We start from the raw sequence: 13,318 nt of genomic DNA, 5'->3' as shown, positions 1-13,318 counted from the left end.
AAGCAAGCATTCAGATGGGCCTGGACTTCACCTTGGTCGCCGAAGTTGAAGACCTGGTCGCAGGCGTCGACGAAGTCGGTCGCGGCCCGCTCTGCGGTGCGGTGGTGACAGCCGCGGTGATCCTCGATCCGAACCGTCCGATCCTGGGCCTGAATGATTCGAAGAAGCTCACCGAAGCCCGCCGCGAAAAGCTCTACGACGAGATCTGCGAAAAGGCCCTGAGCTGGTGCATTGCTCGCGCCGAAGTCGAAGAAATCGACGAGCTGAACATTCTCCACGCCACCATGCTGGCCATGCAGCGCGCCGTCGAAGGCCTGCACATCACGCCGAAACTGGCGATGATCGATGGCAATCGTTGCCCGAAGCTGTCGATGCGCGCCGAAGCAGTGGTGCAGGGCGACGGCAAGGTACCGGCCATCGCCGCAGCGTCGATTCTGGCCAAGGTCAGCCGAGATCGTGAGATGGCAGCATTCGAACTGATTTACCCGGGTTACGGTATCGGCGGCCACAAAGGCTACCCGACGCCCGTTCATCTGGAAGCGCTGGCCCGCTTGGGGCCAACGCCGATTCACCGCCGCTCGTTCGCCCCGGTACGTCTGGCGTACGAGGCGCGGGAAAACCTGATCGAGAACTAGTCGGCAGGCTGATGTTTTTGCCAAGGCCCGGTACAATCCGGCGGTTTAAAGCGCAGTAGCTTTAAACGCCGGATTTCCGGGCCTTGTTGTCTTCACGTTTACAGACAGGATCACTATGCCGGCTTCATTCGTTCATCTACGCCTGCACACTGAGTATTCCCTGGTCGACGGTCTGGTGCGGATCAAACCGCTGGTCAAGACCCTGGTCGGCATGAACATGCCTGCCGTAGCGGTCACCGACCAGAACAATATGTGTTCCCTGGTCAAATTCTATAAAGCCGCCATGGGCGCCGGGATCAAGCCGATCTGCGGTGCCGACCTGTGGCTGTCGAACAAGGACCCGGATAGCCCGTTGAGCCGGATCAGCTTGCTGGCGATGAACGCCGTGGGTTATCGCAACCTCACCGAACTGATCTCCCGCGGCTTCATCGACGGCCAGCGCAATGGCTCGGTCATCATCGAGCGCGAGTGGGTGGCCGAAGCCAGCGAAGGCTTGATCATGCTGTCGGCGGCGAAAGAAGGCGAGATCGGCCTGGCGATGCTCGGCGGCAACCCGGCCGAAGCCGAAACCCTGGCCCGCGAATGGATGGCGGTGTTTGCGGACCGTTTCTATCTGGAAATCCAGCGCACCAACCGCCCCTACGATGAAGAACAATTGCACGGCGCCGTGGCCCTGGCCGAGAAAATCGGTGCGCCACTGGTGGCAACCAACGACGTGCGCTTTATCAAGCAGGAAGACTTTGCCGCTCACGAAACCCGTGTTTGCATCGGTGAGGGCCGTGCCCTCGACGATCCGCGGCGTTCGAAGAATTACAGCGATCAGCAATACCTCAAAAGCGCCGAGGAAATGGCCGAGCTGTTCAGTGACTTGCCCGAGGCGCTGGAAAACACCGTCGAGATCGCCAAGCGCTGCAACATCGAAGTGAAGCTGGGCAAGCACTTCCTGCCCAACTTCCCGATTCCCGATGGCATGACCATCGATGAATACTTCCGCAAAGTGTCCTTCGATGGTCTGGAAGAACGGCTTAGCGTTCTGTTGCCCAAGGACACCACCGAAGACTACGAAGCCAAGCGTCAGGTCTATGTGGACCGGTTGAATTTCGAGCTGGATATCATTATCCAGATGGGCTTCCCCGGTTACTTCCTGATCGTTATGGACTTTATCCAGTGGGCCAAGAGCAACGGCGTGCCGGTAGGTCCTGGTCGTGGGTCGGGTGCCGGGTCGCTGGTGGCCTATGTGCAGAAGATCACCGACCTCGATCCACTGGAATATGACCTGCTGTTCGAACGTTTCCTTAACCCGGAACGGGTGTCGATGCCCGACTTCGACGTCGACTTTTGCATGGATGGTCGTGACCGGGTCATCGAATACGTGGCCGAAAAATACGGCCGCAACGCCGTAAGCCAGATCATCACCTTCGGTTCCATGGCGGCAAAAGCTGTGGTCCGTGACGTGGCACGGGTGCAGGGCAAGTCCTACGGACTGGCGGATCGTCTGTCGAAGATGATTCCGTTCGAAGTCGGCATGACCCTGGAAAAGGCCTACGAACAGGAAGAAATCCTGCGTGACTTCATCAAGGTCGATGAAGAGGCCGCGGAAATCTGGGAAATGGCCCGCAAGCTTGAAGGCGTTGTGCGTAACGTCGGTAAGCACGCCGGTGGTGTCGTTATTGCGCCGACCAAGCTGACTGACTTTTCGCCGATCTATTGCGACGAAGCCGGTGATGGCCTGGTAACCCAGTTCGACAAGGATGACGTTGAAGCGGCGGGTCTGGTGAAGTTCGACTTCCTCGGTCTGCGGACCCTGACGGTCATCGACTGGGCGCTGAAAACCATCAACCGCGACCGCGCCAAGGTCGATGAGCCGCCGCTGGATATCGCGTTCATCCCGCTGGATGACAAGCCGACTTACCAGTTGCTGCAAAAAGCCGAAACCACCGCGGTATTCCAACTTGAATCCCGCGGTATGAAGGAGCTGATCAAAAAGCTCAAGCCCGACTGCCTGGAAGACTTGATCGCACTGGTGGCCCTGTTCCGTCCGGGCCCGCTGCAATCGGGCATGGTGGACGACTTTATCAACCGTAAGCACGGTCGCGCCGAACTGGCGTACCCGCACTCGGACTACCAGTACGAAGGCCTCAAACCCGTATTGGCGCCGACTTACGGCATCATCCTGTATCAGGAACAGGTGATGCAGATTGCCCAGGTCATGGCCGGCTACACCCTCGGCGGTGCGGACATGCTGCGTCGCGCCATGGGTAAGAAAAAGCCCGAAGAAATGGCCAAGCAGCGCGGCGGTTTCATTGAAGGTTGCGCCACCAACAATATCGACGCCGATCTGGCCGGTAACATTTTCGACCTGGTAGAGAAATTCGCCGGTTACGGCTTTAACAAATCCCACTCCGCCGCCTACGGTCTGGTGTCCTACCAAACGGCGTGGCTGAAAACACACTACCCAGCGCCTTTCATGGCGGCGGTACTGTCGGCGGATATGCACAACACCGACAAGGTTGTGACCTTGATCGAAGAAATTCGCACCATGAAGCTGCGTCTCGACGCGCCGGATGTGAATACTTCGGAGTTCAAGTTCACGGTGAATGACGAAGGCCGGATTATCTATGGCCTCGGCGCGATCAAAGGTGTGGGCGAAGGTCCAGTGGAAGCCATCACCGAGGCGCGTCAGGCCGGTCCGTTCAAGGATCTGTTCGACTTCTGCGCCCGTGTCGATCTCAAGCGTATCAACAAGCGCACCCTGGATGGATTGATCCGCAGCGGTGCGCTGGATCGTCTGGGTCCTTACTTTCATGACGAGCAGAAAGCCTATCAGGCCAATATCGACCGCAACCGCGCGGTCTTGCTGAACGCCATGGAAGGGGCGATCAAGGCGGCCGAACAAACCGCGCGGACCAAAGACAGCGGTCACGTCGACCTGTTTGGCGGCCTGTTCGTCGAAGAAGACGCCGACGTCTATGCCAATCACCGCAAGGCCAAGGAGCTGACTCTCAAGGAGCGCCTGAAAGGGGAGAAAGACACCCTGGGGCTGTACCTGACCGGTCACCCGATCGACGAATACGAAGGCGAGATCCGTCGCTTCGCCCGCCAGCGCATCATCGATTTGAAACCGGCGCGGGATACCCAGACCGTCGCCGGCATGATCATCGCCTTGCGGGTCATGAAGAACAAAAAGGGCGACAAGATGGGGTTCATCACCCTTGACGACCGCTCGGGCCGGATTGAAGCGTCGCTGTTTGCCGAGGCATTCCATTCCGCGCAGTCGCTGTTGCAAACCGACGCGATGGTGGTGGTCGAAGGCGAAGTCAGTAACGACGACTTCTCCGGTGGCTTGCGCTTGCGGGTCAAGCGGGTGATGAGCATGGAAGATGCGCGCACCAACCTGGCCGAAAGCTTGCGCCTGAAGCTGCACACCCAGGATTTGAAAGGCGATCAGCTACGCTGGCTCGGTGAGCTTTTCAAGCGTCACCGCGGTGCGTGCCCGATCACCATGGAATACACCAGTCCCGATGCGAAGGCCTTGTTGCAGTTTGGTGAGACCTGGCGGATCGACCCGGCGGATGCCTTGATTCAAGCCCTGCGTGACCAGTTCGGGCGAGACAACGTCTTCCTCCAATACCGTTGACGGTCAGGTGCCGCTCTTACAAAAGGGAGCAGCTCTGATCTCGACCCAATTTTTAATCTCGACCTGAACGCGCCTCTCCCTTAAGGTAGGGCGCGAATAGACAACCGGCCGGCCCAAGCTCTCTTGGATGTCGACCCAAGACGGACGCCTATGAACCCGAATTTTCTAGATTTCGAACAGCCGATCGCCGACCTGCAAGCCAAGATCGAAGAGTTGCGCTTGGTCGGTAATGACAATTCGCTGAATATCGGCGATGAGATCTCCCGCCTGCAGGACAAAAGCAGCACGCTGACCGAAGACATCTTCGGCAAGCTGACCAGCTGGCAGATCGCACGTCTCGCGCGTCACCCGAAACGTCCGTATACCCTGGACTACATCGAACACATCTTCACCGAGTTCGACGAATTGCACGGCGACCGTCACTTCTCCGACGACGCTGCGATCGTCGGCGGTGTTGCCCGTCTGGACGACCAGCCGGTGATGATCATCGGTCACCAGAAAGGCCGCGAAGTGCGCGAGAAAGTTCGTCGCAACTTTGGCATGCCGCGTCCAGAAGGCTACCGCAAGGCTTGCCGCCTGATGGAAATGGCCGAACGTTTCAAAATGCCGATCCTGACCTTCATCGACACTCCGGGCGCCTACCCTGGTATCGACGCTGAAGAGCGCAACCAGAGCGAAGCGATTGCCTGGAACCTGCGCGTCATGGCACGCCTGAAAACCCCAATCATCGCCACCGTGATCGGTGAAGGTGGTTCCGGTGGTGCGCTGGCGATCGGTGTTTGCGATCAACTGAACATGCTGCAGTACTCGACTTACGCGGTGATTTCGCCGGAAGGTTGCGCCTCGATTCTGTGGAAGACCGCCGAAAAAGCGCCGGACGCTGCTGAAGCCATGGGCATCACTGCCGAGCGCCTCAAAGGCCTGGGTATTGTGGATAAAGTGATCAGCGAGCCTTTGGGTGGCGCGCACCGTAATCCGGCCGCTGCGGCTGCATCGATCCGTGCCGAGCTGAGCTCGCAGCTGGCGATGTTGAAGAAGTTCGATAACGAAGCGCTGTTGGCTCGCCGTTACGAGCGTCTGATGAGCTACGGTCTCTGATCTGACCTCGCTATACACATGTGGGAGCGAGCCTGCTCGCGAAAGCGGTATAACAGTCGACAAATGTGTTGAATGTTAAGCAGCCTTCGCGAGCAGGCTCGCTCCCACATTGGGTTTAAGTGAGGCGACTGATGCCTATGATTCCTTCGAAGAGTGATTTACCCGCCAAGCTTCTTTTGAGGCTTGCTCCGTGGCGCAACGCCCCGGCCTGGCGCATCGCTTTCTCCGGTGGTCTCGATTCCACCGTTCTGCTGCACCTTCTCGTGCACCTCGCAAAAACCGAATCCCTGCCGGCGCTAAGCGCCATTCATGTACATCACGGCCTTCAGGCTGTGGCTGATGCGTGGCCGGATCATTGTCAGTCGGTCTGCGATACGCTGGGTGTGCCGCTGCAAGTTGTTCGCGTACAGGTTCAACCCGGCGCGAGTCTGGAGCGTGCAGCCCGGGATGCGCGATATGCCGCGTTCATCGAGGCGACTCAGGCCAATGAAGTGTTGATGACCGCCCAGCACCGTGACGATCAGGCGGAAACGTTGTTGTTTCGGCTATTGCGTGGGGCAGGGGTGAGGGGGTTGTCGGGGATGCCACGCCAGCGCCCGCTTGGTAAAGGGCTGCTGCTGCGGCCATTGCTCGATGTCACGCGAGCTGAACTTGAAGCCTATGCGGCGGAGCATCGGCTGAGCTGGATCGAAGACCCTTCGAACCTGAACCGACAGTTTTCGCGTAATTACCTGCGGCATCAGGTTGTCCCTGTGCTGACCGAGCGCTGGCCGCAAGCGCTGGCGACCATGGCCCGCAGCGCTGCACATCTGAGTGAGGCGCAGGGATTGCTCGATGAGCTTGCGCAAATCGACCTGGCTGACGCCAGCACTGCCAATGAGTTTGATTGGCTGGGATTGCCGTCCCTGGAACTGGCGGCATTGGAAAAACTGTCTGCTGCTCGCCAGTGTAATGCGTTAAGTCATTGGCTCGAACCGCTGACGCGCCTGCCGGACAGTGACCATTGGTCGGGTTGGGAGAATTTGCGTGATGCCAGCGGCGATGCCCGCCCGATCTGGCGGCTGGCGGAGGGCGAACTGCATCGGGCGGGTGGGCGTATCTGGTGGTTGTCCGGCAGTTGGTTGCGTACGTCGCCCGCCATCGGGAATTGGCCTGATCCCTCGCTATCGCTGGTGTTGCCGGACAACGGTGTGCTCACACTCACCGGCCAAATCCCCGATGGCCTGCTGCATATCCGCTATCGTGAGGGCGGTGAAGTGATGAATCTGCCCGGTCGCGGCCATCGCGATCTGAAGCGATTGCTCAACGAAAGCGGCGTGCCGGGTTTCGCCCGTGGCAGATTGCCGCTGCTCTACCGAGGCGAGCAATTGCTGGCGGTGGCCAACCTGCGGGGCTTGGATGGCAGTGCAAAGGACCGTTGGAATTTGCATTGGCAGCCACCGCACGAAGATCAAGGTTTGAGCTGAAAGGGGCTTTCCGGTAGACTACGCTCCCTTCTTGATACAACTTCTGTGGATTCGCCTGAATTGCAGGAGTTGCCGATTACCAAGCAGTCTTTGCTGGGCGATTCCAAAAAATGTGTAGCGAGCAACGTACCGGTGTTTCATCTTCCGGTCTGTCCCAACGCGGCGGTTTTTTTGAAAGGTGCACTGTGATTAATGCAGGTGATCGGGGGCTTCGGCCTTCCTTCGCTTTCCCCGGCGGCTCGGACCGCTTTAACGCAGACTTCTAGGGTTTTTCATGACGCGCTACATATTCGTCACGGGCGGTGTTGTTTCTTCATTGGGGAAAGGCATCGCATCGGCTTCATTGGCGGCCATCCTGGAGGCGCGGGGACTTAAGGTCACCATGCTGAAGCTGGACCCGTACATCAACGTTGACCCGGGCACCATGAGCCCGTTCCAGCACGGTGAAGTGTTCGTCACCCACGACGGCGCCGAGACCGACCTGGACCTGGGCCACTACGAGCGGTTCATCCGCACGACCATGACCCAGAACAACAACTTCACCACCGGCCGTGTCTACGAACACGTCCTGCGCAAAGAGCGCCGTGGTGATTACCTGGGCGCCACCATTCAGGTGATCCCGCACATCACCGACGAAATCAAGCGCCGGATCATCAAGGGCGCCGGCGATGCCGACGTGGCCATGGTCGAGATCGGTGGCACCGTGGGTGACATCGAATCCCAGCCGTTCCTCGAAGCGATCCGTCAATTGCGTTTCGAAGTCGGCGCCAAGCGCGCGATGCTGATGCACCTGACGCTGGTGCCGTACATCGCCACTGCTGGCGAAACCAAAACCAAACCAACCCAGCACTCGGTCAAGGAACTGCGTTCCATCGGCCTGCAGCCTGACGTGCTGGTTTGCCGTTCCGATCACCCGATCGACATCTCCTCGCGTCGCAAGATCGCTCAGTTCACCAACGTTGAAGAACGTGCGGTGATTGCGCTGGAAGACGCCGACACCATCTACAAGATCCCGGGCATTCTGCATTCCCAGGGCCTGGATGATTTCGTTGTCGAGCGTTTCGGCCTGCAATGTGGCGGTGCCGATCTGTCCGAGTGGGAAGCCGTGGTCGACGCCAAGCTCAACCCTGAGCATGAAGTCACCATCGCCATGGTCGGCAAGTACATGGAACTGCTGGACGCCTACAAGTCGCTGATCGAAGCGATGAGTCACGCCGGCATCAGCAACCGCACCAAGGTCAACCTGCGCTATATCGACTCCGAAGACATCGAAAACCAGGGCACTGCGCTGCTGGAAGGTGTCGACGCGATTCTGGTACCTGGCGGCTTCGGTCTGCGTGGCGTGGAAGGCAAGATCACTGCCGTTCAATACGCTCGCGAAAACAAGGTTCCATACCTCGGCATCTGCCTGGGCATGCAAGTGGCCGTGATCGAGTTCGCTCGTAACGTGCTGGGCTGGAAAGACGCCAACTCCACCGAGTTCGATCGTGCCAGCGGCCATCCGGTCGTGGGTCTGATCACCGAGTGGGAAGATGCCACCGGCGCTGTCGAAACCCGTACCGAAGCGTCCGATCTGGGCGGCACCATGCGCCTTGGCGCTCAGGATTGCCTGCTGGAACCGGGTTCCCTGGTGCACGATTGCTACGCCAAGGACGTGATCGTCGAGCGTCACCGTCACCGCTACGAAGTGAACAACAACCTGCTGCCGCAAATCATGGAAGCCGGTCTGAAAATCACCGGTCGTTCCGGTGATGGCGCCCTGGTAGAAGTGATTGAAGCCCCGGATCATCCATGGTTCGTCGCTTGCCAGTTCCACCCTGAGTTCACCTCGACACCACGTGACGGTCACCCGTTGTTCAGCGGTTTCGTTAAAGCAGCTTTGGTTCAACACCAGAAGAAGGCGTAAATCCGATGGCCCAGAAGATCATCCGCGTAGGCGAAATCGAGATTGCCAACGACAAGCCAATGGTGCTTTTCGGTGGCATGAACGTGCTGGAAAGCCGCGACATGGCGATGCAGGTCTGCGAAGAATACGTAAAGGTCACCGAGAAACTCGGTATCCCTTACGTGTTCAAGGCCAGCTTCGACAAGGCCAACCGTTCCTCCGTGACCTCTTACCGTGGCCCCGGCCTGGAAGAGGGCATGCGGATTTTCCAGGACATCAAGCAAGCTTTCGGCGTGCCGATCATCACCGACGTCCACGAGCCTGATCAGGCCGCGGTCGTCGCTGAAGTCTGCGACATCATCCAGCTGCCGGCCTTCCTGTCGCGCCAGACCGACCTGGTGGTCGCGATGGCCAAGACCGGTGCGGTGATCAACATCAAAAAAGCCCAGTTCCTCGCGCCTCAGGAAATGAAACACATCCTGAGCAAATGCGTGGAAGCGGGTAACGATCAGTTGATCCTCTGCGAACGCGGGTCGAGCTTCGGCTACAACAACCTGGTCGTCGACATGCTCGGCTTCGGCATCATGAAACAGTTCGAATACCCGGTGTTCTTCGACGTGACCCACGCGCTGCAAATGCCCGGCGGTCGCTCCGATTCCGCCGGCGGTCGTCGCGCTCAGGTCCTCGATCTGGCGAAAGCCGGTATGAGCCAGTCTTTGGCCGGCCTGTTCCTTGAGGCCCACCCGGACCCGGACAACGCCAAATGCGACGGCCCTTGCGCCTTGCGTCTGGACAAACTGGAGCCATTCCTGGCCCAGCTCAAAGCTTTGGACGAACTGGTGAAGAGTTTTCCGACGGTAGAAACCGCGTAATCCTCATTTCTCCGGTAAAGTACCGCACGAATTAATGCTCAGGCCCGCTGGCCGCACTGCTCTTGTAGGAGCATGGCTTGCCAGCGATGGCGTCCTTGAGGGCCCCATCGCCGGCAAGCCGTGCTCCTACAGCGTTTTCGTCAACTTTGGAGTGTTTACAACAATGGCAAAAATCGTCGACATCAAAGGTCGTGAAGTTCTCGACTCCCGTGGCAACCCCACCGTGGAAGCGGACGTGCTTCTCGATAACGGCATCATCGGCAGTGCTTGCGCGCCGTCCGGTGCTTCCACTGGCTCGCGTGAAGCGCTCGAGCTGCGTGATGGCGACAAGAGCCGTTACCTGGGCAAGGGCGTACTCAAAGCCGTCGCCAACATCAACGGTCCGATCCGCGACCTGTTGAAAGGTGCAGACCCAAGCGACCAGAAAGCGCTGGATCACGCGATGATCAAGCTCGACGGTACTGAAAACAAAGGTTCCCTGGGCGCCAACGCAATCCTCGCTGTTTCCCTGGCAGCCGCCAAGGCCGCCGCACAGGACCAGGACCTGCCGCTGTACGCTCACATCGCCAACCTGAACGGCACCCCGGGTGTTTACTCGATGCCGGTTCCGATGATGAACATCATCAACGGTGGCGAGCACGCCGATAACAACGTCGACATCCAGGAATTCATGGTTCAGCCAGTAGGCGCCAAGTCTTTCTCGGAAGGTCTGCGCATGGGTACCGAGATTTTTCATCACCTTAAAGCCGTTCTGAAGGCCCGTGGCCTGAGCACTGCAGTGGGCGACGAAGGTGGTTTCGCACCGAACCTGGCCTCTAACGAAGACGCTTTGAAAGTGATCTCCGAAGCCGTGGCCAACGCCGGTTACAAACTGGGTACTGACGTGACCCTGGCGCTGGACTGCGCGGCCAGCGAATTCTACGAAGACGGTAAATACAACCTGTCCGGCGAAGGCCAGGTGTTCACCGCTGAAGGTTTCGCCGACTACCTGAAAGGCCTGACCGAGCGTTACCCGATCATCTCGATCGAAGACGGTCTGGACGAGTCCGACTGGGCTGGCTGGAAAATCCTCACCGACAAGATCGGCGAGAAGACTCAACTGGTTGGCGACGACCTGTTTGTGACCAACACCAAGATCCTGAAAGAAGGCATCGATAAAAAGATCGCCAACTCGATCCTGATCAAGTTCAATCAGATCGGCACCCTGACCGAAACCCTGGAAGCTATCCAGATGGCCAAGGCCGCTGGTTACACCGCTGTGATCTCGCACCGCTCCGGCGAAACCGAAGATTCGACCATTGCCGACCTGGCTGTGGGCACCGCGGCTGGCCAGATCAAGACCGGCTCCCTGTGCCGTTCGGACCGTGTTTCCAAGTACAACCAACTGCTGCGTATCGAAGAGCAGTTGAATGGCAAAGCCAAGTACAACGGTCGCAGCGAATTCCGCGGTTAATCGTTAACGGGTAAAAAGACACCGGATTGTGTCGGAAAAATCGCTACAGCGATGGATTTGCCACTAATCTGATGCCTTATAAGCACAAGCCTGGTTCTTCCAGGCTTCGTGCTATCAGAAGCTTCAAAGTTTTGGCATGGCTGTCTTTTTTCACTGGATACCTGATATTCGATGCGCAGTCCCAATTGGTTGTTCCTCGTCTTGCTCCTGCTGCTGGCTGGCCTGCAATACCGCCTGTGGGTGGGTAATGGCAGTCTGGCGCAAGTGGCCGAACTGACTCAGCAGATCGCAGATCAACGCGCTGAGAACGAGGGGCTGCTTGAGCGCAATCGGGTGATGGACGCGGAAGTCAGTGAGTTGAAAAAGGGCATGGAGACCGTTGAAGAGCGGGCTCGCCATGAGTTGGGTATGGTCAAGGACGGTGAAACCCTTTACCAGTTGGCTCAATGAACCCCTCGTTACCGGCCTTCTGGGCTGTAATTCCTGCCGCGGGCGTCGGTGCCCGTATGGCCGCGGACCGTCCCAAGCAATACTTGCAACTGGGCGGGCGCACTATTCTCGAACACAGCCTTGGCTGTTTCCTTGATCATCCTTCCCTGAAGGGGCTGGTGGTCAGTCTTGCTGTTGATGATCCTTATTGGTCAAACCTGAAGTGTGCGTGTGATCCGCGAATTCAGCGGGTTGAAGGTGGCTCCGAGCGTTCCGGGTCGGTACTCAATGCGTTGCTGCATTTGCATGCGCAAGGCGCTGACGATGAGGATTGGGTGCTGGTTCACGATGCCGCGCGGCCAAATCTGAGCCGTGATGATCTGGATAAGTTGCTGAGTGAACTCGCAGATGATCCTGTCGGTGGATTGCTGGCGGTTCCTGCACGCGATACCCTCAAGCGGGTCGACAAGCACGGTCGTGTGGTCGAAACCGTGGATCGCAGTGTGATCTGGCAAGCCTATACGCCGCAGATGTTTCGCCTTGGCGCGTTGCATCGGGCGTTGGCCGACAGTCTGGTGGCCGACGCGGTCATCACTGACGAGGCTTCTGCCATGGAGTGGTCAGGTCTGGCGCCGCGCCTGATCGAAGGCCGGTCCGACAACCTCAAAGTAACTCGCCCCGAAGACCTTGAGTGGTTGCGCCAGCGTTGGGCTAACCGCCGCTGAATTGCTCGGTGGCTGTTCAGCCGCGATCGCGAGCAGGCTCGCTCCCACATTTGTTTTTTGTTGCACACCTTTTCAGCGTTTGCCAAAGATCCACTGTGGGAGCGAGCCTGCTCGCGAAAGCGGTCAATCAGGCGACGCATCTGTCACTGAAAACTGCCAGCAGATCTAAGTTCGATACTCCGGCCGTTCGGCCAATCCTTCCTTCAAGTAATCCACCAATTTGCGCACCTTCGGCGACAAATGCCGCTGCTGTGGATAAAGTGCCCACACGGCGGTATTCGGCGGTTGGTGGGCTTCCAGCAGCGAAATCAACTCACCGTTCTTCAGGTGTTCCAGGACGTAGTAGTCTGGCAACTGACACAACCCCACCCCTTGTAACGCCGCATCCAGCACCGCTTGCCCACTGTTGCAGCGCCAGTTTCCCTGTACTCGCTGCGAAAATTCCCGCCCGTTCTGTTCCAGTTGCCAGATGTCCGAGCTGCCGATGAGGCAGTTATGGCGGCTCAGTTCCGACAAGCTATGCGGGCGCCCATACCGTTCCAGGTAGGACGGCGACGCGCACAAATACATCCGCCGTGGCGCCAGACGTGTCGCCACCAGTCGCGAGTCCTGCAGACGACCGAGGCGAATCGCCAGGTCCAGGCCTTCGTGCACGAGGTCGAGTTGACGATTGCTCAGTTCGATGTCGATTCGCAGTTGCGGATAGAGCCCCATGAAACGGGTCACCAACGGCACGATGAATCGTTCGCCATACGCCACGGCGCAGGTCATGCGCAGCATGCCTTTGGGCTCGCTGGTCAGGTCGCCTACCGCGCGCAAGGCTTCTTCGCGACCATCCTGCAAACGCTGGCAATGTTGCAAAAAGGTTTGCCCGGCCTCGGTCAGCGTGACCCGGCGGGTGCTGCGATAAAGCAACCGCGTCTGAAGTCGCTCTTCGAGGCGTACTATTTGTCGACTGATGTGGGAGGACGAAACCCCGAGGCGTTCCGCGGCAGCCGTGAACTGGCTGCACTCGGCCACGGCGACGAACTCGTCGATACCTTCCCAGCGGTTTTCGGACATCAAGGATTATCCCTGTATGGCAATAATGTTTTGCTTTTGTCCAGATTATTCACCGT

General features: G+C 58.5%; 10 protein-coding genes. 9 read left to right on the top strand and 1 reads right to left on the bottom strand.

Annotated elements, in window-relative coordinates:
- The first annotated feature begins 8 nt into the window (after positions 1-8).
- The 9 genes from rnhB to ispD all read left to right on the top strand — a co-directional run bounded on the left by rnhB (position 9) and on the right by ispD (position 12,200).
- On the top strand, positions 9-635 hold the full coding sequence (gene rnhB, locus ACYZTW_RS27120) for a ribonuclease HII (protein WP_462000635.1): 627 nt from the start codon (positions 9-11) through the stop codon (positions 633-635).
- Between the two features lie 115 nt (positions 636-750).
- Positions 751-4,272, top strand: coding sequence for a DNA polymerase III subunit alpha (dnaE, locus tag ACYZTW_RS27115; protein WP_462002521.1), 3,522 nt, complete (start codon positions 751-753; stop codon positions 4,270-4,272).
- 150 nt (positions 4,273-4,422) lie between these two features.
- Entirely contained in the window at positions 4,423-5,370 is a 948-nt protein-coding gene (locus ACYZTW_RS27110) for an acetyl-CoA carboxylase carboxyltransferase subunit alpha (RefSeq protein WP_462002520.1), read from the top strand.
- 137 nt (positions 5,371-5,507) lie between these two features.
- The gene (gene tilS, locus ACYZTW_RS27105) at positions 5,508-6,836 is read left to right on the top strand and encodes a tRNA lysidine(34) synthetase TilS (RefSeq protein ID WP_462005847.1); all 1,329 of its coding nucleotides are present in this window, start codon (positions 5,508-5,510) and stop codon (positions 6,834-6,836) included.
- A 274-nt stretch (positions 6,837-7,110) separates the two neighbouring features.
- Positions 7,111-8,742, top strand: a complete 1,632-nt coding sequence (locus ACYZTW_RS27100) for a CTP synthase (RefSeq protein WP_129441639.1) — start codon at positions 7,111-7,113, stop codon at positions 8,740-8,742.
- 5 nt (positions 8,743-8,747) lie between these two features.
- Positions 8,748-9,593 (top strand): 3-deoxy-8-phosphooctulonate synthase, encoded by an 846-nt coding sequence (kdsA, locus tag ACYZTW_RS27095; protein WP_462002519.1) that lies wholly within the window; start codon positions 8,748-8,750, stop codon positions 9,591-9,593.
- A 163-nt stretch (positions 9,594-9,756) separates the two neighbouring features.
- Positions 9,757-11,046: a phosphopyruvate hydratase gene (gene eno, locus ACYZTW_RS27090; RefSeq protein ID WP_008154033.1), complete on the top strand. Its 1,290-nt coding sequence runs from the start codon at positions 9,757-9,759 to the stop codon at positions 11,044-11,046.
- Positions 11,047-11,217: 171 nt separating this feature from the next.
- Positions 11,218-11,496: a cell division protein FtsB gene (gene ftsB / locus ACYZTW_RS27085; RefSeq protein ID WP_462002518.1), complete on the top strand. Its 279-nt coding sequence runs from the start codon at positions 11,218-11,220 to the stop codon at positions 11,494-11,496.
- Complete coding sequence (gene ispD / locus ACYZTW_RS27080) at positions 11,493-12,200, top strand: 2-C-methyl-D-erythritol 4-phosphate cytidylyltransferase (RefSeq protein WP_462002517.1); 708 nt, start codon at positions 11,493-11,495, stop codon at positions 12,198-12,200. The genes ftsB and ispD overlap by 4 nt, the downstream gene beginning before the upstream one ends.
- A 165-nt stretch (positions 12,201-12,365) precedes the next feature.
- Here the strand turns inward: ispD and ACYZTW_RS27075 are convergent, their stop codons facing one another.
- Entirely contained in the window at positions 12,366-13,262 is an 897-nt protein-coding gene (locus ACYZTW_RS27075; RefSeq protein WP_095128086.1) for a LysR family transcriptional regulator, read from the bottom strand.
- Positions 13,263-13,318 lie beyond the last annotated feature (56 nt).

This window comes from Pseudomonas sp. LB3P25 (assembly GCF_054897985.1).
Note: the sequence above shows the minus strand (reverse complement) of the source record. Positions and strands in the feature narration are given on the sequence as shown.